The sequence below is a fragment of the Paraburkholderia sp. SUR17 genome (genome assembly GCF_029536165.1).
GTDB lineage: Bacteria > Pseudomonadota > Gammaproteobacteria > Burkholderiales > Burkholderiaceae > Paraburkholderia > Paraburkholderia kururiensis.
The window spans coordinates 894,466-915,878 of sequence record NZ_CP120508.1 but is presented as its reverse complement, the minus strand read 5'-3'; the positions used below and the strand labels follow the sequence as shown (position 1 = coordinate 915,878).

The 21,413-nt window shown below is 67.4% G+C and carries 15 protein-coding genes and 1 pseudogene; 9 read left to right on the top strand and 7 right to left on the bottom strand.

The genetic code is table 11. The features are described 5' to 3' along the window. Positions 1-62: 62 nt before the first annotated feature. Entirely contained in the window at positions 63-1,175 is a 1,113-nt protein-coding gene (locus tag P2869_RS04105) for a porin (RefSeq protein WP_126877838.1), read from the top strand. A 157-nt stretch (positions 1,176-1,332) separates the two neighbouring features. Here the strand turns inward: P2869_RS04105 and glnK are convergent, their stop codons facing one another. Both glnK and P2869_RS04095 read right to left on the bottom strand, forming a co-directional pair. Next, the gene (gene glnK, locus P2869_RS04100) at positions 1,333-1,671 is read right to left on the bottom strand and encodes a P-II family nitrogen regulator (protein ID WP_017773206.1); all 339 of its coding nucleotides are present in this window, start codon (positions 1,669-1,671) and stop codon (positions 1,333-1,335) included. Between the two features lie 72 nt (positions 1,672-1,743). Continuing rightward, positions 1,744-3,453 carry an NAD+ synthase gene (locus tag P2869_RS04095; protein ID WP_277597548.1) on the bottom strand — a complete coding sequence of 570 codons (1,710 nt, stop codon included), beginning with the start codon at positions 3,451-3,453 and terminating at the stop codon, positions 1,744-1,746. Positions 3,454-3,563: 110 nt separating this feature from the next. On the opposite strand from P2869_RS04095, the gene P2869_RS04090 reads away from it, so the two are divergent. Both P2869_RS04090 and P2869_RS04085 read left to right on the top strand, forming a co-directional pair. After that, positions 3,564-4,754 (top strand): GNAT family N-acetyltransferase, encoded by a 1,191-nt coding sequence (locus P2869_RS04090; protein ID WP_277597547.1) that lies wholly within the window; start codon positions 3,564-3,566, stop codon positions 4,752-4,754. Between the two features lie 74 nt (positions 4,755-4,828). Then, a pseudogene (locus tag P2869_RS04085) lies at positions 4,829-5,113 on the top strand (GIY-YIG nuclease family protein); the annotation flags it as partial. Between the two features lie 223 nt (positions 5,114-5,336). On the opposite strand, the gene ppa reads toward P2869_RS04085, so the two are convergent. Beyond that, on the bottom strand, positions 5,337-5,864 hold the full coding sequence (ppa, locus tag P2869_RS04080; protein ID WP_017773202.1) for an inorganic diphosphatase: 528 nt from the start codon (positions 5,862-5,864) through the stop codon (positions 5,337-5,339). 266 nt (positions 5,865-6,130) lie between these two features. Here ppa and P2869_RS04075 point away from each other — a divergent pair, with 266 nt between their 5' ends. The 3 genes from P2869_RS04075 to P2869_RS04065 all read left to right on the top strand — a co-directional run bounded on the left by P2869_RS04075 (position 6,131) and on the right by P2869_RS04065 (position 9,874). Then, positions 6,131-7,570: an aldehyde dehydrogenase family protein gene (locus tag P2869_RS04075; protein WP_277597546.1), complete on the top strand. Its 1,440-nt coding sequence runs from the start codon at positions 6,131-6,133 to the stop codon at positions 7,568-7,570. A gap of 116 nt (positions 7,571-7,686) precedes the next feature. Continuing rightward, positions 7,687-8,445 (top strand): SDR family oxidoreductase, encoded by a 759-nt coding sequence (locus P2869_RS04070; protein WP_017773200.1) that lies wholly within the window; start codon positions 7,687-7,689, stop codon positions 8,443-8,445. A 109-nt stretch (positions 8,446-8,554) separates the two neighbouring features. Further along, positions 8,555-9,874, top strand: a complete 1,320-nt coding sequence (locus P2869_RS04065) for an MFS transporter (protein ID WP_017773199.1) — start codon at positions 8,555-8,557, stop codon at positions 9,872-9,874. Positions 9,875-9,940: 66 nt separating this feature from the next. Here the strand turns inward: P2869_RS04065 and P2869_RS04060 are convergent, their stop codons facing one another. The 3 genes from P2869_RS04060 to hemC form a co-directional block, all read right to left on the bottom strand. Beyond that, positions 9,941-11,131 carry a heme biosynthesis protein HemY gene (locus P2869_RS04060; protein ID WP_277597545.1) on the bottom strand — a complete coding sequence of 397 codons (1,191 nt, stop codon included), beginning with the start codon at positions 11,129-11,131 and terminating at the stop codon, positions 9,941-9,943. Positions 11,132-11,133: 2 nt separating this feature from the next. Next, the gene (gene hemDX / locus P2869_RS04055) at positions 11,134-13,215 is read right to left on the bottom strand and encodes a fused uroporphyrinogen-III synthase HemD/membrane protein HemX (RefSeq protein ID WP_277597544.1); all 2,082 of its coding nucleotides are present in this window, start codon (positions 13,213-13,215) and stop codon (positions 11,134-11,136) included. A gap of 92 nt (positions 13,216-13,307) precedes the next feature. Beyond that, complete coding sequence (gene hemC, locus P2869_RS04050) at positions 13,308-14,354, bottom strand: hydroxymethylbilane synthase (protein ID WP_277597543.1); 1,047 nt, start codon at positions 14,352-14,354, stop codon at positions 13,308-13,310. A 378-nt stretch (positions 14,355-14,732) separates the two neighbouring features. Between hemC and ppc the strand changes: the two genes are divergently transcribed. Beyond that, positions 14,733-17,765: a phosphoenolpyruvate carboxylase gene (gene ppc, locus P2869_RS04045; protein WP_277597542.1), complete on the top strand. Its 3,033-nt coding sequence runs from the start codon at positions 14,733-14,735 to the stop codon at positions 17,763-17,765. 110 nt (positions 17,766-17,875) lie between these two features. Here ppc and P2869_RS04040 read toward each other — a convergent pair whose 3' ends face one another. Further along, entirely contained in the window at positions 17,876-18,637 is a 762-nt protein-coding gene (locus tag P2869_RS04040; protein ID WP_277597541.1) for a class I SAM-dependent methyltransferase, read from the bottom strand. A gap of 220 nt (positions 18,638-18,857) precedes the next feature. Between P2869_RS04040 and P2869_RS04035 the strand changes: the two genes are divergently transcribed. Further along, positions 18,858-19,700 carry a helix-turn-helix transcriptional regulator gene (locus tag P2869_RS04035; protein ID WP_277597540.1) on the top strand — a complete coding sequence of 281 codons (843 nt, stop codon included), beginning with the start codon at positions 18,858-18,860 and terminating at the stop codon, positions 19,698-19,700. A gap of 157 nt (positions 19,701-19,857) precedes the next feature. Beyond that, positions 19,858-21,267, top strand: a complete 1,410-nt coding sequence (argH, locus tag P2869_RS04030; RefSeq protein WP_277597539.1) for an argininosuccinate lyase — start codon at positions 19,858-19,860, stop codon at positions 21,265-21,267. The last annotated feature ends 146 nt before the right edge of the window (positions 21,268-21,413 follow it).

Genomic DNA, 21,413 nt, shown 5'->3' with positions numbered 1-21,413 from the left:
TGATGCGTGCGAACACCATTCGCAGTACTGGGTTGACTTCTTGACAGGGTATGGAGGAGAAGATGAAGAAAGCTTTGCTCGCAGCAGCTCTGATGTCGGCTGGCGTGGTTGCGCACGCACAGAGTAGCGTCACGCTGTATGGGCGCCTGGACGCAGGTCTCGAGTACATCAGTGGGCTGCCGAACAACAGCTACACCGGTTCGACCTCGCGCTGGCGCGCGGAGAGCGGTGACTGGGGCACGAGCCTGTGGGGCATGAAGGGCGTCGAAGACATCGGTGGCGGCAACAAGGTGCTGTTCCAGTTGGAAGGCAGCTTCAACACGATGAACGGCACGGGCCCTGGCGGCGGCGGCCTCTTCAATCGCTGGGCGACCGTCGGTATGTCGAACGACAACTACGGTACCCTGCTCTTGGGCCGCGAACTCTTCATCTCGAACGGCGTGTGGGACTTCGATCCGTTCGGTCAGTCGAACTGGTCGTCGGCGTCGCTGGTGCGTGGCCGCAACTGGCCGCAGTCGAGCAACAACATTTCGTACCAGTCGCCGAAGTTCTACGGCTTTGACGCGTACGGCCAGTACGCGCTGTCGAACGCGACGAACTGGAACGGTAACGGCACGACGTCGCAAGGCCGTGAAGGCGGTCTGCAACTGACCTACACGTCGTCGCTCTTCCAGGTTCGCGGCATCTACGACGAAATCCGCAACAACGCCAACGGCCTCTTCACCGACGCGTTCAACTTCTCGCGTGAATACACGGCTGCGGTCAACGTGTTCCTCGGTCCGTTCAAGATCCAGGGCGCGTACCAGGCGATCCGCACGTCGCATGACGCCACGCTGGCCGGCGCTGCGCCGACCTCGCTCGATCACGAATGGGGCGGTGTAACGTGGCAAGCCACGCCGGCTGCAGCCCTGATCGCGGCGGTCTATCACGTGAACGCGAACAAGGGTCAAGGCAACGCGACGATCTACACGATCGGCGGCTCGTACAACATCTCGAAGCGCACGCTGCTCGACATCCAGATCGCTACGGTGCGTAACAGCAAGACCGCGAACTTCGGTCTGGATGCCAACCCGGCAGGTGCGGGCGGTACGGTTTCCTCGACGACCTACAACGAGAACCCGCTGCCTGGCCACAGCCAGACGGGCGTGTACGCCGGCATCCAGCACTCGTTCTAATCGACGGGTGAGAACAGAACAGCTGTAGCAACACTTTCACGCTGCTGCGAGAGGCGCGTATCGGTGCGGTACCCGAAAGGGTGTCGCACCGTTTTTTATTTTGTGGGCCCGCTTTGTAATGACCTGTTGCGGGCGCCGTCTGGCCGGTGCGCGGCCCTTAAACCGCCGCTTCGTTCTCCTCGCCGGTGCGGATGCGGATCACGCGCTCCACTTCCGCCACGAAAATCTTGCCGTCGCCGATCTTGCCGGTGCGCGCCGCGCCGATGATCGCGTCGATCACCTGGTCGGTCTGCTCGTTCGCCACCACGACCTCGATCTTCACCTTCGGCAGGAAGTCCACCACGTATTCGGCGCCGCGGTACAGCTCCGTGTGCCCTTTCTGGCGACCGAAGCCTTTCACCTCGGTCACGGTCAGGCCCGTGAGCCCCACTTCGGCCAGCGCTTCGCGCACTTCATCGAGCTTGAACGGTTTAATGATGGCGGTGATGCGTTTCATGGCTTACCTCGTCTCGTATCAGTGTTCGAACGTTCGAAAAAAAAGAAAGGGTGCGTCGATTCTACGCCCCGTTCATTGCAGCGGTTCCGTGTAGCGCGACGTGATCGGATAGCGCCAGTCGCGGCCGAACGCCCGGTGCGTCACGCGAATGCCGATCGGCGCCTGGCGCCGCTTGTACTCGTTGATCTTGATGAGCCGCGTCACGCGCTGCACGTCTTCGGGCGCGTAGCCGGCCGCCACGATCTCGGCGAGCGACCGGTCCTCTTCCATGTACATGCGCATGATGGCGTCGAGCACGTCGTAGGGCGGCAGGCTGTCCTGGTCGGTCTGGTTCTCGCGTAGTTCCGCCGAGGGCGCGCGCGTCAGGATGCGCTCCGGGATGATGTTCTGCGTGGCAAATCCCGACGCGGCATTGCGGTAATGGCAAAGCCGATAAACCAGCGTCTTGGCGATGTCCTTGATCACGGCGAAGCCGCCCGCCATGTCGCCGTAGAGCGTGCAGTAGCCCACGGCCATCTCGCTCTTGTTGCCCGTGGTCAGCACGATGGAGCCGAACTTGTTGGAGAGCGCCATCAGCAGCGTGCCGCGAATGCGGGCCTGGATGTTCTCTTCCGTCGCGTCTTCGGGGCGGCCGGCGAATTCCGTTGAGAGCGCGCCGCGAAAGGCGTCGAACATGGGCGCAATCGCAATCTCGTCGTAGCGCACGCCGACGCGGCGGGCCATGTCGGCGGCGTCCGTGGTGGAGATGTCCGCGGTGTAGCGCGACGGCATCATCACGGCGCGCACGCGGTCCGCGCCCAGCGCGTCGCATGCCACCGCGAGCACGAGCGCCGAATCCACACCGCCCGACAAGCCGATGATCGCGCCCGGAAACCCGTTCTTGCCAATGTAGTCGCGCACGCCCATCACGAGCGCACCGTAGACCTTCGCTTCGAGCGACGTCTCGGGCGCGACGGCAGCCGGCAAGGGCCGCGGCGCGCCGCCTTCCGTTTCGATCTCGACGATGGCGTGCCCTTCCTGGAACTGCGGCATGCTCGCCACCACCTCGCCCTTCGCGTCGAGCACGAAGGACCCGCCGTCGAACACGAGTTCGTCCTGCCCGCCCACCATGTTCACGTAGACCATGGGCAAGCCGGTCTCGCGAATCCGCGCACGCAGAATGTCGACGCGCGTGGCCTCCTTGTTCAGGTGATACGGCGAGCCGTTAGGAATCAGCACGACCTGCGCGCCCGCGGCCTTCGCCATTTGCGCGGCCGAGGCGTGCCACGCGTCCTCGCAGATCACCACGCCGTACTTCACGCCGTCGAGTTCGAACACGAACGGCTTCGCACGAGACGCGAAGTAGCGCTTCTCGTCGAACACCTCGGTGTTCGGCAGGTCTTGCTTGAGGTAGGTGCCCACCACTTCGCCGTCCACGAGCAGCGATGCTGCGTTGAACGTATCGACAGGCGGAAGGCCGCGCTCGATCGGCGCGTTTGCATTACCATGGCCCTTCGCGCTGCCGACGCTATCGCGCCACGGATGCCCCACCACGACGTGCAGACCCTTGAAGGGCTTCAGCTCGCGGGCAAGCTGGGCGAGCGCGGCGGCGCTCGCTGCATAGAACGCGGGGCGCAGCAGCAGGTCTTCGGGCGGGTAGCCGGACAGGGCAAGCTCCGGGGCAACGACGAGCCGCGCACCATCCTCGTGCGCTGCGCGCGCGGCAGCAACGATCTTCGCGGTGTTGCCGGCGAAGTCGCCGACGGTGACATTGAGTTGGGCAAGAGCGATTCGGGTCTTCATGGCAGGGACAAGGGCAACGCAGTGAGAGCGCGCCGCCACGGTGGCTCGACGGGGACGCCCTGGACTTCACAGGCGCAACGGGTCGAACGGTGAAACGACGGTCAGAAAGATTGAATCAGGAACGCTTCGATTATCGCACGGGCATTCTGGACTCACCGCTCGAGGTGGGACGCGACGAATGGAACGCCCTCCTCGCCCGGCAGGCTCAGCCCACACCGTTCCTGCGTCACGAGTTTCTCGCGGCACTCCACGAGACGCACTGCGCAGTCGCGGACACCGGCTGGGCGCCGCGCTTCGTGACGCTCACCGACGCCAGCACGAACCGCCTCGCCGCTGCGGCGCCGGTCTATCTGAAGGGCCACTCGTACGGCGAGTACGTGTTCGACTGGGCCTGGGCCGACGCGTACAAGCGCAACGGACTTGAGTACTACCCGAAGCTGCTCTGCGCCGTTCCGTTCACGCCGGTCCAGGGCACGCGACTGCTGGCCACCGACGAATCCGCCCGCCGCCATCTCGCCGCCACGCTGGTGGCGTTTGCGGAACAGGCCGACGTGTCGTCGCTGCACGTGCTGTTTCCCACCGCAGACGAAGCACAGGCGCTCGCCGACGTCGGCACGATGCTGCGCAAGGGCGTGCAGTTCCACTGGATCAACGCCGGCTACCGCGACTTCGACGACTTCCTCTCCACGCTGGAACAGAAGAAACGCAAGAACATTCGCGCCGAGCGGCGCAAGGTGCACGAGGCCGGCGTCACGTTCCGCCGCGTGCGCGGCGAGGACGCGACAGACGCCGAATGGCGCTTCTTCAACCGCTGCTACCGGCAGACCTACCGCGAGCATTTCTCCACGCCGTATCTGAACCTCGACTTCTTCCGGCGCATCGGCGAAACGATGCCCGAGAACCTGCTGCTCGTGATCGCCGAACGCGAAGGCAAGCCCATCGCAAGTTCGCTCGTCGTCTACCAGCGCGGCGAAACGGACCAACGCGGCGCCGCAGGCCCGAGCGGCACGCTGTACGGACGCTACTGGGGCGCGCTCGAACACGTGCCATGCCTGCACTTCGAGACCGCGTACTACCAGCCGCTGGAGTTCTGCATCGAGGAAAAACTCGCCACCTTCGAAGGCGGCGCGCAAGGCGAGCACAAGATGGCGCGCGGCTTTCTGCCCACGGCCACGCATTCGGCGCACTGGCTCGCGCATCCCGCTTTCGCCGACGCCGTCGCGCGCTTTCTGTCGAGCGAGACCGAAACCATTCATGCCTACGTCGACGAACTGCGCGAGCACAATCCGTTCAGAAGCTGATGCGCCGCCCGTCGGTCGCCGCCCTCGCCCCTCTCTTATCGCCCTGCTCACACAACAACAAAAGTCAGCGCCCCATGCCGTGGTTCCTCTATCTGATCGAATGTGCCGACGGTAGCGTCTACACCGGCATCGCCACCGACGTCGCCGCCCGCTTCGACAAGCACGCAAGCGGCACGGGCGCGCGCTACACGCGCTCGCGCAAGCCGCTGCGCGTGCTGGCATCGTTCGAGGTGGCTGATCGGGCGGCCGCCTCGCGCGCCGAGTATTGGGTCAAGCAACTGCCGGCCCGCGAAAAGCGGGCGCTGGCGGCAGGCGCGCGTACGCTCGAATCGGTACTGCCTCAGGTATCGGTGGACGATGCGGCGCTCACGGAAGTCGCCGTAACCGGATCAGCGTCGCATGAGGCCATGGCCATGGAAGCCGCCGTGCCCGATGCTTCAGTGCCCGACTTTTCAGTACCCGACAACACCCCGCTGCGGTCGCGCGGCAAACGGCGCACCCAATAAAAAACCGCGCGGCCCTTGCGGGCTCGCGCGGTTCTTGCGGCTGGGTTTCCTCCAGCCGGTCCGGCAGCGCTTACGCTTACTTCTTGTAGTTCGCCACGCCGTCGTTAATTTCCTTGTGAGCGGCATCCACGCCGGCCCACCCTTCCACCTTCACCCACTTGCCCTTTTCAAGCGCCTTGTATTGCTCGAAGAAGTGCTTGATCTGGTCCTTCAGATATTGCGGCACGTCGTCCACGGACTTCATGTGCGCCGTCATCGGACAGATCTTGTCGTGCGGCACAGCGATCAGCTTGGCATCGACGCCCGACTCGTCGGTCATCTGCAGCATGCCGAGCGCGCGGGCGCGCACCACGGCGCCGGCCAGCAGCGGAAACGGCGTGATCACCAGCACGTCGACGGGGTCGCCGTCGCCGGAGAGCGTCTGCGGAATGAAGCCGTAGTTCGCCGGGTAACGCATGCCCGTGCCGATGAAGCGGTCGACGACGAGCAGGCCCAGTTCCTTGTCGGCCTCGTACTTCACCGGATCGCTTTGCGCCGGAATTTCGATGATCACATTGAAATCGTGCGGCAGATCCTTGCCGGGGGGGACGTTGTTGAAGCTCATGAGCGCTCTCTGGTGAGGATGAAATCCGGAACGCGGCGCGCGGCTCCTGCGCAGCACAAACGCCGCGCGAGAGCCGGACCGTCGGGGAATGCGCCATTATAGCCAATCGGACCGCGGCACCCGCCGCCGGCCGGGACGCCGCCCCCGAGGCGAAGCACGGCCTGTCTAGGGCGATAATGCAGCGACCGGCCGGGCCCACCGCACGTCGGGTTCTGCCGGCATCCAACCCGCACGATCCACCCGAGATCAACAACGCGAGGCGCACGATGATCGAAGCGAAGCACTTCATTGGCGGCGAATGGTGTCCGCCGTCGAACGGCGAGACCATCGCCGTACTCGACCCGTCCGATGGCAAGCCCTACTCGCGCATCGCGCGCGGCACCGCGGCCGACGTCGAACGCGCTGTACAGGCGGCCCAGACCGCGTTCGGCGGCGCCTGGGGCGCGGCGAGCGCCGCCGAACGCGGGCGCGTGCTGTACCGGCTTTCCATGCTCGTGGCCGCCTGCGGTGAAGAACTCGCGCAGATCGAGGCGCGCGACACCGGCAAGCCGCTGAAGCAAGCCCGCGCGGATGCCGCCGCGCTCGCGCGCTACTTCGAGTTCTACGCCGGCGCCGCCGACAAGCTCCACGGCGAGACGCTGCCTTACCAGGCCGGCTACACGGTGCTCACGGTGCGCGAGCCGCATGGCGTGACGGCCCACATCGTGCCCTGGAACTATCCGATGCAGATTTTCGGACGCAGCGTGGGCGCGGCGCTCGCGGCGGGCAACGCCTGCGTCGTGAAGCCGGCCGAAGACGCGTGCCTCTCCGTGCTGCGCGTCGCCGAACTCGCCGCCGAAGCCGGGCTGCCCGCGGGTGCGCTCAACGTCGTGACGGGCTACGGCCACGAGGCCGGGGCGGCGCTTGCGAGCCACGCGGGCATCCATCACATCTCGTTCACGGGCTCGCCGCAAACGGGCAAGCTGGTCGCCCAGATGGCCGCGGAAAACCACGTGCCGGTCACGCTGGAGCTGGGCGGCAAGTCGCCGCAGATCGTCTTCGCCGATGCCGACCTCGACGCCGCGCTGCCCGTGCTCGTTTCGGCCATCGTGCAGAACGCGGGGCAGACCTGCTCCGCGGGCAGCCGGGTGCTGATCGAACGCGCCGTGTACGAACCGCTTCTCGACCGCCTCGCCACTGCTTTCAACGCATTGCGCGTGGGACCGTGGCACGCCGATCTCGACTGCGGCCCGCTCATCAACGCGAAGCAGCAGCAGCGCGTGTGGGATTTCCTCTCCGACGCGCAGCACGACGGCATCGCGATGGCTGCCCACGGCGAGGTGGTGGCCGATGCGCCCGAAAGCGGCTTCTATCAGGCGCCGACGCTGCTGCGCGACGTGCCTGCGACGCATCGTCTCGCGCGCGAGGAAGTGTTCGGCCCCGTGCTGGCGGCGATGCCCTTCGAGAGCGAAGACGAAGCCGTAGCGCTTGCGAACGGCACGGCCTATGGACTCGTGGCCGCCATCTGGACCCGCGACGGCGCACGTCAGTTGCGCATGGCGCGGCGCGTGCGCTCGGGTCAGGTGTTCATCAACAACTACGGCGCGGGCGGCGGCGTCGAGTTGCCGTTCGGCGGCGTGGGCCATTCGGGGCACGGCCGCGAAAAGGGCTTCGAGGCGCTCTACGGCTTCACGGTGCTGAAAACCATCGCGATTCGGCACGGCTGAGCGGCCCGGCGAGCACGCGAAGGCATCGCACAGCAGCGCGAGCATCGAGGGCCACCCCGAGCCCTTTCGTGCAGACGACCATCCGGACCACCATGCAGACAACAAAAGGAGACGACATGCGACTCACAGGCAAGACGGCCATTGTCACCGGCGCGGGCTCGGGCTTTGGCGAAGGCATTGCGAAGACGTATGCGCGCGAGGGCGCCAACGTCGTGGTCAACGACCTGAACGGCGCCGCGGCCGAGCGGGTGGCGAGCGAGATCGCGCTTGCGGGCGGCAAGGCGATCGCCGTGACGGGCGACGTCACGCGGGAAGCCGACTGGCACGCGCTGCGCGAGGCCGCCCTGGAGGACTTCGGCAGCGTGCAGATCGTCGTCAACAACGCGGGCACCACGCACCGCAACAAGCCCGTGCTCGACGTGACCGAAGCCGAGTTCGACCGCGTCTACGCCGTCAACGTGAAGAGCCTCTTCTGGAGCGTGCAGGCGTTCGTGCCGTACTTCCGCTCGCAGGGCGGCGGCGTGTTCGTCAACATCGCGTCCACCGCCGGCGTGCGGCCGCGCCCGGGGCTCGTCTGGTACAACGGCAGCAAGGGCGCCATGATCGTCGCGAGCAAGTCGCTCGCCGTGGAGCTGGGCGGCGAGCGCATTCGCGTGAACTGCGTGAACCCCGTAATCGGCGACACGGGGCTCACCGCGCAATTCATGGGCGTGGAAGACACGCCCGAAAACCGCCAGCGCTTTCTCGCGGGCATTCCGCTCGGCCGCTTTTCCACGCCGCAGGACGTGGCCAACGCGTGCCTCTATCTGGCTTCGGACGAAGCCTCGTTCATCACCGGCGTGTGCCTCGAAGTGGACGGCGGGCGCTGCGTGTAGTGAAACCGCGCGTGAGGCCGCGCCCCGATAGCGCGGGCGAAATCACGCGCGTATAGTGCGCGCAGATCGCAGTCTTTCCACGCACTCAAAACATAAACGAGGAGACAAGATGGCCAGTCCTGCGAATCCCCTGCCTCATTCCGGCGCCGGCGCGCCGCCCTCCAGCTTCGAGGAGGCCACGTACCGGAAAGTCGCCTGGCGGCTCACGCCGCTCCTGATGCTCTGCTACGTGGTGGCGTATCTGGACCGCGTGAACGTCGGCTTCGCCAAGCTCCAGATGAGCACCGACCTGCATCTGTCCGACGCGGTCTACGGCTTCGGCGCCGGCATCTTCTTTCTCGGCTACTTCATCTTCGAGGTGCCGAGCAACGTGATCCTGCACCGCGTGGGCGCGCGGGTCTGGATCGCGCGGATCATGGTGACGTGGGGCATCATCTCGATGCTCACGATGTTCGTCACCACGCCGACGATGTTCTACGTGATGCGCTTTCTGCTCGGCCTCGCGGAAGCCGGCTTCTTCCCCGGCATCATTCTTTACCTCACCTACTGGTACCCGGCGCACCGGCGCGGCCGCATGACCACCTGGTTCATGACCGCCATCGCGCTCTCGGGCGTGATCGGCGGGCCGGTGTCGGGCTTCATCCTGAAGTCCTTCGACGGCATGAACGGCTGGCACGGCTGGCAGTGGCTGTTCCTGCTGGAAGGGCTGCCGTCCATCGTGGTGGGCGTGCTGGTGTTCCTCGTGCTGGACGATGGCATCAGCAAGGCGAAGTGGCTCACGGCCGAAGAGCGGCAACTGCTCGAAAGCCGCATCGCCCATGAAGACGCGGCCAAGGAAGACATGCCCATCGGCCGCGTGCTGGCGAGCCCTCGGGTGCTGCTCATGAGCCTCATCTATTTCTCGTTCGTGATGGGCCTCTACGGCGTGAGCTTCTGGCTGCCCACCATCATCAAGTCCACCGGCGTCACCGATCCCTTCGCGATCGGCCTGCTTTCCGCCGTGCCGTTCGCGGCTGCGGTCGTGGCAATGGTGCTGGTCGCACGCAGCGCGGACCATCGGCGCGAACGCCGCTGGCACGTGGCGCTGCCCGCGGCGGCGGGCGCCATCGGGCTCGTGTTTTCGGTGATCTGGGCGCACAGCACCGTGCTCGCCATGGCTTCGCTCACGCTGGCGACCATGGGCATTCTGACCACGCTGCCGCTCTTCTGGAGCCTGCCGACGGCGTTTCTGGCCGGCACGGGCGCCGCGGCCGGCATCGCGATGATCAACTCGATCGGCAACCTGGCGGGCTTTCTGAGCCCCTATGCCGTGGGCTGGCTCAAGCAGGCGACGGGCGCGAACGACTCCGGCATGTTCATGCTGGCCGCGTTCATGGTGCTGGGGGGATTGCTGGCGCTTTCCGTGCCGGCACGGCTCGTCAGCAAGTAAGGGAAGAGAAGCGATGTATCTCGTGCTCCGCGCGGCGTAGCAGCCGCACGGAGCCACGCGCAGGCGTCAAACCACGTTCATCGCCAGCGCGCTTTGCCGGTAGTGCTCGGCGGCCTTCTGCGTGTCGCCCAGTTGCTCGTGCAGACGCGCGAGCGCGCGGTGCGAGCGGATCTTCAGCGGTTCGTTGTCGGCCAGCTTGAGCGCGGCCTCGAGGAACGACTGCGCCTTGCCCCAAAGCTGCTGCTGCAAGCACAGCCGGCCCAGCGCGAACTGCAGGTCCGCGTCGTCGGGACGTTCCTTGCGCCAGGCCTCGGCCTTCTGGATGAGCGGCAGCGCGTCGTCGCCCGCCGTATCCGGATAGCGGCGTAACAGCCGCGCATCCCAATTCTGCGCGAGCGCCTCTTCGACGATGCGCCGTGCGTCCTGTTGCCGGTTCAGCGCGATCAGCAGTTCCGCGGCGAGGTCCGCGAGGCGCGGCGAATGGCGTTCCACGGGCGACAGCGACTGCCACAGTTCGAGCAGCGCGTCGGCGTTGTGCCGGCGCTCGCGCAGCAGGTTCTCCGCGGCGAGCTGGCGCAGGCGCACGGCCACGGCCGGGTGCAGCGCCTCGCGCTTTTCCAGCGTCTTCACGAGCTTGAGCACTTCGCCCCAGTTCTTGAGCTGCTGCTGCGCGCGCAGGGCGATTTGCTGGGCGTGGATGCGGCGGCCGCCCTGCGACTGCATCTCGGTGAGCGCGGCGAGCGCGCCGTCCGGGTCGCGGCCGTCGGCACGCATGTCGGCCGTCGCCATGAGGCGGGCGTCCTGCCAGTCCGCATGGTCGATCTGCGCGAGCCATTCGTCGCGGCGCGCGTACTCGTGCATGCGATGCGCGGCGTTGGCGGCGATCAGGCCGGCCGCGCCCTTGTTCGCCGTATCCGTGAGCGAGTCGCGCGCGGCCTTTTCGGCGCGCGTGAAGCGGCCCGCGTACAGGTTGCCGATCGCCTCACGCAGCGCCGCGGCCGCCTTCGCGGCGCGCGAGCGCGCACGGTACGCAGCCACGCGCTGCGGCATGTGCAGCACGCTGCGCACGAAGCGCAGCAGCGTGTAGATCAGGATGAAGAGCACCACCACGCCCACCACGAACAGGTTGAGCGAAACGTCCACGCGATAAGGCGGATAGACGAACAGCACTTGCCCCGTGTCGAAGCGGCCGACGATCGCGAGCACCACGGCGATCGCGAACAGCAGCGCGAGCCAGACGAGTCCACGGATCGCCATGATTACCCCCGGCTCCGGTATTGACGGACGGCCTGCAGGCTCGTGTTCAGGTTCGGCAACTCGACGGCGGGCGAGCCCGCGTCCACCTGTTTCACGAGATCACGCACGGTCTGGGTCTGTTTCGAGGCGTTGTCGAAGTAACGGGCGAGCGCGGCATCCGCGGCATGCAGGTCGGACTTCAGCGCGGCCTGGTTGCGCGAGAGCAGCGAGATGCGCGCCGAGAGCAGGCGCAGCTTCACGTTCTGGCGGACGAAATAGCCCTGGTCGGGCGCGACGAGCATGGCGTCGGCGTTATCGATGCGGCGCACCTGCACGAGGCTCGTCAGCTGATGGCCGATGCCGGTCGCGAACGACTGGAGCCACACCTTCCAGCGCGGCTCGCCGGTGGCGGCGGCCAGCTTCGCCGTATCGGCAGGCTTGGGCGCCTGCGGCTTCGCGTGCGCGACGGGCGCTTCGCCCGCGAGCGGCAGCGAATCCACGGCGTCGATGGCGTTGTCGAGCTTGATGCCGAGGCCAGTGAGATCGGTGGAAGGCGCGGCCTTCAGCTTGTCGATGTCCTGCGCAATGGCCTTGCGCACAGCCAGCGCCTGCGCACCATCGGAAGCGGCGAGCCGCTGGTCGGCGCTTTGCAGCGCGAAAAGCGCGAGCTGCGTGTTGCCCGTCAGTTGCAGCTGCTCGCTCGCGCTCGAGAGCATCTGGCCCACTTCGGCGAGCGTCCAGTCGTCGCGATTGCGCGCGAGGTCCGCGTACTGCTGCGCGAGCGCCTGCTGGGCGTTCTGCGCATCCGCGAGCTTGCCTTCGAGCTGGGCAACCTGCGAATCCATCTGATGCACCGTGGCGACGGCCTGATCCGTCTTCACGCGCAGTTCGGCCGTTTGTGCGTCGTTGGCCTGCTGGCGTTGCACGAGACGCTCGTCCATGCGCGCGACCTTGCGGTTGAGCGCAAAGCCGCCCACGCCCGCCGCACACGCGATCACGACGACGACGAACCACAGCAGCGGCCCGCTTGCGCCGCGCCGCGGCTTCTGGGCTTCATAGGGCGTGAACGGTGCGTTGACGGGCGGGGCGGAGGGCGAACCCGGCTGCACCGGTGCCGTTGCGCCTCGCTGGGACGAAGTGTTGTTCGAGTCGTTCGAATCAGTCATGCGTGAGTGAGCCGGGTTGGTCGTGACCGGTTTAACGTCGGGATGAACTGCAGGCTCCGCTGCAGGATGAGCCGCGGCAGGAACCGCTGCGCGCAGGGCGCGGACGATGCGCTCGTCGCCCGCGCCGGACACCGTAATGCTATCAAAACCCAATCCCCGCGCCGTCTCGGCGATGCGCGGGTGCGGCGTGACGAGCGGCGCGCGCCTGAGCGCGGCAAGCTCGCCTGCGGTGAGATGCTCGCGCGCGAGTTCGTCGAGATTGCGCACGCCTTCGGAACTGGTGACGAGCCACGCGTGCGGCTTGCCGGCGAGGAGCGCGTGCACGCGGTCCCACGCGGCGATGGACGGCTCGGGCACGATGCGCCGATAGGCCGCGACCGGCTGAACCTCGGCGCCTGCCTGGCGCAGCCGCTCCGCGAGCCACTCGCGGCCACCGTCGCCGCGCACGATCAGCACGCGTTTGCCTTCGAGCGCGCGCTCGCCCAAGGTCGTTTCGATCGCGGCGAAAAGCGCTTCGGAATCGAAGCGGGCCGCGTCGTCGTCGGACGAAGCTTGCGCCGGGCTGATCACGCGATAAGCGGGCGCCGCCACGCCGTGCCGGGCTAGCGCCGCCACGCTGCCCGGCCCCACCACGCCGATGGGCAGCGCATGCGGCCAGATCGCGCCGTAGCGGGCGAACGCGTGGTCGACGGCGTTGGGCGACACGAACACGACGAGCGCGTAGCGGTCGAGCGAGGCGAACGCTTCACGCAGCGGCGCTTCGTCTTCGGCCGGGCCGATTGCGATGAGCGGGAACTCGAGGGCGTCGATGCCTTCCTCGGCAAGCCGCACGAGGAGACTTGCCGACTGGCCCGCGGGCCGCGTGATGACCGCCGTGAAGCGCGCACCGTGCCGCGCGCCCGGGGTTCCTTCGGATGGTTCGCTGGTGGGTCCGGTCATGGGGTTTGTTGTTTGCGGCTTATTGGCGGCTTATGGGTGGGCGCCTCGTGGGTGCAGACGGGTCGCGGTCATGGCTCGGGCCGTCGCGGCGTTCAGGGCGTGCCGCCCGACTTACCGTCAGTAGCGCCACGGCTATCGCCGCGCTTGTCATCGGTGTCGGTGCTGCCTTCCGGCGCCGCCGCGCTTTCCAGCGCACGCACGATGTCGAGCGCGCCTTGTCCGATCAGCGCATCGGCCACTTCGCGGCCGAGTTCGAGGGCACGATCCACAGTCGCAGCGGAAGCCGACGCGCGCGCCTCGACCACGCGGGTCGCATCCGGCGTCGCCACCTTGCCGCGCAGATGCAGCGCGCCGTCGTGCCAGTACCCGTAGGCGGCCAGCGGCACCTGGCAGCTGCCGCCCAGTGCGCGCGACACCATGCGTTCCGCCTCCACGGCGAGCGCCGTATGCGTGTGATGCAGCGGCGCGAGCCAGGCCGCGAGTTCGGCGCGATCCGCGCGAATCTCGATGCCGAGCGCGCCCTGCCCCGCCGCAGGCAAGCTGTCTTCGGGATCGAGCCGCGCCCGGATACGGTCGGCCAGCCCCAGCCGCACGAGGCCGGCCGCAGCGAGAATGATCGCGGCGTAGTCGCCGCGGTCCAGCTTGGCAAGCCGCGTGTCGAGATTGCCGCGCAGCGGTTTCACCGTGAGATGCGGCCAGGCGGCGCGCAGCATCGATTCGCGCCGCAGGCTGGAGGTACCCACCACGCTGCCGGGGGGCAAATCGGCAAGCGATGCGTAGTCGTTCGAAACAAAGGCGTCGCGCGGGTCCTCGCGCTCCATGACGACGGGCAGCGCGAAGCCGGCCGGCAGTTCCATGGGCACGTCCTTGAGCGAGTGCACCGCGAGATCGGCGCGGCCGTCCGCGAGCGCATTTTCCAGCTCCTTCACGAACAGCCCCTTGCCGCCCACCTTCGAGAGCGTGCGGTCGAGTATCTGATCGCCGCGCGTGGTCATTCCGAGGATTCGGACGTCGCAAGATGGATATAATTTGTGCAGCGCACTGCGCACGTGTTCGGCCTGCCACATGGCAAGCCGGCTCTCCCGCGAAGCGATGACAAGCGTGCGGGGCGGTTGCACGGATAACGGCTCGGAGTTCATTGCAGGAGACATCGCAAGGCGGGGTGGCTTGGGAGATCGGATAACGGGCAATGTTAGCACGCGCCTTTGCGTACCTTTGCCGCCGCCTTGACCTTCCTTGCCGCCTGCGGCATACCTCCGCCGCACATCGCAGACCACCACGCACGACCGTTCGCGCAACGTGCCCAGGGCTCTGCGATGATGCGTCGCGGCGTGACGCGCGCGAAGCTCCCGCTGGCCGCTCCCGGTCTCCTCTCCCGCAGCGCAATGGCAGTCCGCCCGTAGTTCCCGTAGTTGGTCCTGAGTTGGTTGCGCAGTTTGTCCCGTAGTTGCCATGTCGTTGTCCTGTAGTTGGCAGTCTTTCATCAACAGACCCTGGCTTTCCCGAGGAAACCCATCGTGACGTCTTCCGGATCGGCGCGCGCCGCGCGCCGCAACACTGCATCGCTGAATGCTTCACCGAACACCGCCGCGGCCCCCGCGCCCAAAAAAGCCGTCCGCACGGCAAAGACGCCCCAGGCGGCCAAGCCGGGCAAGAAGGCCAAACCGGACGCCGCCACGCTCAACGACGTGACGAACGGCAAGGCCGGCGGCGAGGTGGTTCCAGCGAAGCGCAACGGCCGCACCCGCGAGGACAAGGACAAGCCGCTCTTCGAAGACATCCGCTTCCTGGGCCGTCTGCTCGGTGACGTGGTGCGGGAACAGGAAGGCGACGCGGTGTTCGAGGTGGTCGAGACGATCCGGCAGACGGCCGTGCGCTTTCGCCGCGAAGACGACAGCAGCGCCGCCCAGGCCCTGGAAAAGAAGCTGCGCGCGCTCTCGCCGGAACAGACCGTGAGCGTGGTGCGCGCCTTCAGCTACTTCTCGCACCTCGCGAACATCGCCGAAGACCGCCATCGCAACCGGCGCCACCGCATTCACGACCTGGCCGGCTCGGTGCCGCAGCCGGGCACGATGGCGCATTCGCTGGAGCGGCTCGTGGCCGCGGGCGCGGCGGCCACGCCGATGCTCCAGCAGTTCTTCAACGAGGCGCTCATCGTGCCCGTGCTCACCGCCCACCCCACCGAGGTGCAGCGCAAGAGCATTCTCGATGCGCAGCACGACATCGCCCGGCTGCTCGCCGAGCGCGACCAGCCGCTCACGCATCGCGAGTTCGCGCAGAACGAGGCGCTGCTGCGCGCGCGCGTGACCTCGCTGTGGCAGACGCGCATGCTGCGCGACGCGCGCCTGACCGTGGCCGACGAGATCGAAAACGCGCTCTCGTTCTACCACGCCACGTTCCTCGAAGAGATCCCGGCGCTGTATGCCGACATCGAACTGGCGCTCAAGGAGCACGGCCTGCCCGCGCGCCTGCCGCCGTTCTTCCAGATGGGCAGCTGGATCGGCGGCGACCGCGACGGCAATCCGAACGTCACCGCGCCCACGCTGGAGCACGCCATCGCGCGCCAGGCCGCGGTGATCTTCGAGCACTACCTGGAGCAGGTTCACAAGCTGGGCGCGGAGCTTTCCGTGTCCAATCTCCTCGCAGGTGCCAGCGACGATCTGAAGAAGCTCGCGGCCGCCTCGCCCGACCAGTCGCCGCATCGCGTGGACGAGCCGTATCGCCGCGCGCTCATCGGCATGTACACGCGGCTTGCCGCGAGCGCGCGCGTGCGCCTTGGCGAAGGCGTCGTGCATTTGCGCAGCGCGGGCCCCGGCGCGCCGCAGATTCGCGCCACGCCGTACGCGGACGCCTCCGAGTTCACGCGCGACCTGCACGTGCTGATGGACTCGCTCGCCGCGCACTACGGCGCCTCGCTCGCCACGCCGCGGCTCGCGCCGCTCGCGCGCGCCTCCGAGGTGTTCGGCTTTCACCTCGCGAGCATCGACCTGCGCCAGAGCTCGGACATCCACGAGGCCGTGGTCGCCGAGCTGCTCGCGCGCGCGGGCGTGGAAGCGGACTACGCGTCGCTTTCCGAAGACGACAAGCTGATCGTGCTGCTCGCCGAACTGGCCCAGGTGCGGCCGCTGCGCTCGCCCTATCTCGACTACTCGGAGCTGGCGAAGAGCGAACTCGGCGTGCTCGAAATGGCCCGCGTGACGCGCGAAAAGTTCGGCGCGCGCGCCGTGCGCAACTACATCATTTCGCACACGGAAACGGTGAGCGACCTGCTCGAGGTGATGCTGCTGCAAAAGGAAACAGGCTTGCTGCAAGGGCGCCTCGGCCACGTGAACGAGCCGGCGCGCGGCGGCGTGATGGTGATTCCGCTCTTCGAAACCATCGCCGACCTGCGCAACGCCCCGCACATCATGCGCGACCTGCTCGCGCTGCCCGGCATCGATTCGCTCATCGAGCACCAGGGCGGCGAGCAGGAAGTGATGCTCGGCTACTCGGACAGCAACAAGGACGGCGGCTTCCTCACCTCGAACTGGGAGCTTTACCGCGCCGAACTCGCGCTCGTCTCGCTCTTCAAGGAACGCGGCGTCAAGCTGCGGCTCTTCCACGGCCGCGGGGGCACTGTGGGACGCGGCGGCGGCCCGACCTACCAGGCCATCCTCTCGCAGCCGCCGGGCACGGTCGAAGGGCAGATCCGCCTCACCGAACAGGGCGAGGTGATTGCGAGCAAGTTCGGCAACCCCGACATCGGCCGACGCAATCTCGAAACGGTGGTCGCGGCCACGCTCGAAGCGTCGCTGCTGCCGCACGGCAATGCGCCCGCGCAACTGCCCGAGTTCGAAGCGGCCATGCAGCAGCTCTCGGACACGGCGATGGCCGCGTACCGCGCGCTCGTCTACGAAACGCCGGGCTTCACCGACTACTTCTTCTCGGCCACGCCGATCGCCGAAATCGCGGAACTGAACATCGGCAGCCGGCCCGCGTCGCGCAAGCTGCAAGATCCGAAGCACCGCAAGATCGAAGACCTGCGCGCCATTCCGTGGGGCTTCTCGTGGGGCCAGTGCCGGCTGCTGATTACGGGCTGGTACGGCTTCGGCGCCGCGGTGGGCACCTACCTCGACGAAGCGGGCAGCGACGCCGAGCGCGCCCGGCGCCTCGCGCTTCTCAAGAAGATGGGTCGCACGTGGCCGTTCTTTGCGAACCTGCTCTCGAACATGGACATGGTGCTCGCGAAGACCGACCTCGCCGTAGCGTCGCGCTACACGCAGCTCGTCGCCGACAAGAAGCTGCGCAAGCGCGTGTTCGACCGCATCGTGGCCGAATGGGAGCGCACCTCGCGCGTGCTCTCGGAGATCACGGGCCACGGCGAGCGGCTGGCGGACAACCCGCTGCTCGCGCGCTCCATCAAGAACCGCTTCCCTTACCTCGACCCGCTCAACCACCTGCAAGTGGAGCTGATCAAGCGGCACCGCGCCGGCGACACGAACGAGCGCGTGCGGCGCGGCATCCATCTCACCATCAACGGGATTGCGGCGGGGCTGCGTAATACGGGTTGAGTCGGCCCAAGGCAGGAAGAGCGCAGTCAGCGAAGCCCGGTGCGCAACGGTTTGCGCGCCGGGCTTTTTTTGCGCGCGGCCCGGACGACGGGCCCGCCTTCTCTTCGCCCTTACTGCCTACGCGCCTCGATCATCAGCGCATCGAGCTTGAACGAGCCGTCCTCCTGTACCTCGAAGTACTGCCGCACCTCGTCGGGCGCGCTAGCCCACAGCGAACGGATGGCGGCGGCGCGCACCTCGGGCGTGCGCATGCGCGCAATCCACGTCGCGAAGTCGATGGGAATGCGCCAGCGCTCGCGCACCTTCGCCTCGAAGCCCGCGTCGCGGAAAAACGCGAGCCATTCGTCGGCGCGGTAGTTGCGGATATGCGAGCCGTCGCGCAGCACTTCGGCGGCCTGGAAATGCGTGTCGAAGAGCGGATCGTCCACGCCCGCCACATCGATGAACAGCACGCGGCCGCCCGGCTTCAGCACGCGATGCACCTCGGCGAGCGCCTTTCGCACATCGCGCCAGTGGTGCGCACTCAACCGGCTGATGGCCCAGTCGAACGACGCGTCCGCAAACGGCAGGCTCTCCGCCGCGCCCTGCTGCACGCGAACGGTCGACAGGCCACGCTCTTTGGCCGCCGCCGCGACGGTGGCCAGCATGGGCGGCGCAATGTCGTAGGCCACCACTTCGCGCACGTGGGGCGCCACCGCGAAGCTCGCATGCCCCGCGCCGCACCCCATGTCCAGCACGGTGGCCCCGCCGCAGGTGGCCTTGAAGGTGGCGGCAAGCGTCTCGAGATCGGCGCCCGTCGCATGCACGTGGCTCGTGAGATAGGCGGCGGCGGTCGAGCCGAATGCATCGGCCACCTGGTCGTGATGCTTCATCGAATGCTCCTTCGCCCGGGTTGGCTCTCCCGGAGGGTTGGTGTGAGAACGGCTTTTTGTGGATGAACGCGCGCGGAGTGCACTCGGTGGCCGCCACACGCCTCATCTGCCGCTACAATAGGCGCCGGCTGGTACCAGTACAAGTTAAGCAGTTATTCTGGTATCTCCAGCACCTGTCATACGTTCGTTCACCGTTTCATGCACCCGCCCGCTGCCTGCGATGAGTTCCTCCCATTCGTCCTCCACGGCCAAAACGCTCGATCCCACGCCCGCGCGCGCGCTCGGCGAATTCATCCGCGCCCACCGCGAACGGCTCTCGCCGAATGCGGTGGGACTGCCGCCCGGTCCGCGCCGGCGCACGCCCGGGCTGCGTCGCGAGGAAGTGGCGCAGCTGTGCGGGGTGAGCCCCACCTGGTACACCTGGATCGAACAGGGCCGGCCGGTATCGGCCTCTGCGGACGCGCTCGCACGCATCGCCGTCGCGCTGCAACTCTCGCGCGCCGAGCGCGTCTATCTGTTCGAACTGGCCGCGCAGCGCGACCCCGCCGAGCCGGACCCGGCCGCGACGGACGCGCCCGCCGCGCTGCTCGAAACGGTGAAGCTCGTGGATTCGCCGGCCTATGTGCTGGACCGGCAATGGAATGCGCTGGCGTGGAACAGGCAGGCCTCAGACCTGTTCGTAGGCTGGCTCGACGAAGGCACGAGCAACGCTCACGACGCTCAAGCGCGCAACCTGCTGCGCTTCACGTTCACGGCGCCGCTCGCGCGCGAGTTGATCGTCGACTGGGAAACGCGCGCGCGGCGCCTCGTAGCGGAGTTTCGCGCCGATTCCATCCGCCACCTCAACGACGCGCCCACTCGCGCGCTGATCGACGCCCTCGCCGCGGCAAGCGACGACTTCGCGCGCTTCTGGGCGTCGCAGGATGTGGGCGAGCGCGAAGGCGGTCTGCGCGAATTCAACCATCCGCGCGCGGGGCGCCTCGCCTACGACCAGATCACCCTCAAGCCCGCCCAGCGCGAAGACCTGAAGCTCGTGGTGCTCGTGGCACGCGCCCCGCGTTGACGGTGGGCGCAACCGTGCGCGCGTAGCGGCCCGCCGCCGGCCGCTGCGTCGCGCGATGTTAAAATCTGCGACTTCCTCGCGCCGCAGTCCGCACCGCGCCACCGCGGCGAGCTTTTCCCTGTACGCGGCCTCGCACCGCACGTTCACTGCCAACATCATGACGTCCCAACTGCACAAAAAAGGCGAAGCCTGGTCGGCTCGCTTCTCGGAGCCGATGTCGGAGCTCGTCAAGCGCTACACGTCGTCGGTCTTCTTCGACAAGCGGCTGGCGCTCGTCGACATCGAAGGGTCGCTCGCGCATGCGTCGATGCTCGCCGCGCAAGGCATCATCGGCGCCGACGACCTCGCCGCCATCCAGCGCGGCATGGCGCAGATCAAGGGCGAAATCGAACGCGGCGAGTTCGAATGGCAGCTGGATCTCGAAGACGTGCACCTGAACATCGAGGCGCGCCTCACGGCGCTGATCGGCGACGCGGGCAAGCGGCTGCACACGGGCCGCTCGCGCAACGACCAGGTCGCAACCGACATCCGCCTGTGGCTGCGCGGCGAGATCGATCGCATCGGCGGGCTGCTCACCGATCTGCGCACCGCGCTCATCGACCTCGCGGAGCAGCACGCGGCCACCATCATGCCGGGCTTCACGCACCTGCAGGTGGCGCAGCCCGTCACGTTCGGCCACCACCTGCTCGCCTACGTCGAGATGTTTTCGCGCGACGCCGAGCGCATGCGCGACTGCCGCACGCGCGTGAACCGCCTGCCGCTGGGCGCGGCAGCGCTCGCGGGCACGAGCTATCCGATCGACCGTCACGCGGTAGCGAAGACGCTCGGCTTCGACGGTATCTGCGCGAACTCGCTGGATGCGGTCTCGGACCGTGACTTCGCCATCGAATTCACCGCCGCCGCCGCGCTCGTCATGACGCACGTCTCGCGCTTCTCGGAAGAACTCGTGCTGTGGATGAGCCCGCGCGTGGGCTTCATCGATCTGGCGGACCGCTTCTGCACGGGCTCGTCGATCATGCCGCAGAAAAAGAACCCGGACGTGCCCGAACTGGCGCGCGGCAAGACCGGCCGCGTGAACGGCCACCTGATGGCGCTGCTCACGCTCATGAAAGGCCAGCCGCTTGCCTACAACAAGGACAACCAGGAAGACAAGGAACCGCTCTTCGACACCGTGGACACGGTAGCCGACACGCTGCGCATCTTCTCGGAAATGGCCGCGGGCATTCGCGTGCGTCCGGAAGCGATGCGTGCCGCAGCCCTGCAAGGCTTTTCCACGGCGACCGATCTGGCGGACTACCTCGTCAAGCGCGGCCTGCCGTTCCGCGACGCGCACGAGGCCGTAGCGCACGCGGTGCGCATCTGCGTGGACCGCAACTGCGATCTGGCGGACCTGTCGCTCGACGACATGCGCCGCGAACTGCCGGCGGTCGCGCATCTGTTGGGCGAAGACGTGTTCGAAGTGTTGACGCTGGAAGGGTCGGTGGCGAGCCGCAATCATCCGGGCGGCACGGCGCCGGCGCAGGTGCTGGCGGCAGTGAAGGCCGCACGGGCCGCGCTTGGGAAGTGAGGTTGAGAAGACCCGTCAGGCGCCGCGCACGAAGCTGAACGAGCGGCGCTCAAGCTGAAACGCGCCAACGAAAAGGGCGAAGGACTGCGAACGCAGCACCTTCGCCCTTTTGACATGGACGGACGCATTGTGGGCGTCACGCCCCG

What these genes read in the sequence shown, in the direction of transcription:
- P2869_RS04105 (WP_126877838.1), top strand. Translation starts at nt 63, where the DNA reads ATGAAGAAAGCTTTGCTCGCAGCAGCTCTGATGTCGGCTGGCGTGGTT.
- glnK (WP_017773206.1), bottom strand. Translation starts at nt 1,671, where the DNA reads ATGAAACGCATCACCGCCATCATTAAACCGTTCAAGCTCGATGAAGTG.
- P2869_RS04095 (WP_277597548.1), bottom strand. Translation starts at nt 3,453, where the DNA reads ATGAAGACCCGAATCGCTCTTGCCCAACTCAATGTCACCGTCGGCGAC.
- ppa (WP_017773202.1), bottom strand. Translation starts at nt 5,864, where the DNA reads ATGAGCTTCAACAACGTCCCCCCCGGCAAGGATCTGCCGCACGATTTC.
- P2869_RS04075 (WP_277597546.1), top strand. Translation starts at nt 6,131, where the DNA reads ATGATCGAAGCGAAGCACTTCATTGGCGGCGAATGGTGTCCGCCGTCG.
- P2869_RS04070 (WP_017773200.1), top strand. Translation starts at nt 7,687, where the DNA reads ATGCGACTCACAGGCAAGACGGCCATTGTCACCGGCGCGGGCTCGGGC.
- P2869_RS04065 (WP_017773199.1), top strand. Translation starts at nt 8,555, where the DNA reads ATGGCCAGTCCTGCGAATCCCCTGCCTCATTCCGGCGCCGGCGCGCCG.
- P2869_RS04060 (WP_277597545.1), bottom strand. Translation starts at nt 11,131, where the DNA reads ATGGCGATCCGTGGACTCGTCTGGCTCGCGCTGCTGTTCGCGATCGCC.
- hemDX (WP_277597544.1), bottom strand. Translation starts at nt 13,215, where the DNA reads ATGACCGGACCCACCAGCGAACCATCCGAAGGAACCCCGGGCGCGCGG.
- hemC (WP_277597543.1), bottom strand. Translation starts at nt 14,354, where the DNA reads ATGAACTCCGAGCCGTTATCCGTGCAACCGCCCCGCACGCTTGTCATC.
- P2869_RS04040 (WP_277597541.1), bottom strand. Translation starts at nt 18,637, where the DNA reads ATGAAGCATCACGACCAGGTGGCCGATGCATTCGGCTCGACCGCCGCC.
- P2869_RS04035 (WP_277597540.1), top strand. Translation starts at nt 18,858, where the DNA reads ATGAGTTCCTCCCATTCGTCCTCCACGGCCAAAACGCTCGATCCCACG.
- argH (WP_277597539.1), top strand. Translation starts at nt 19,858, where the DNA reads ATGACGTCCCAACTGCACAAAAAAGGCGAAGCCTGGTCGGCTCGCTTC.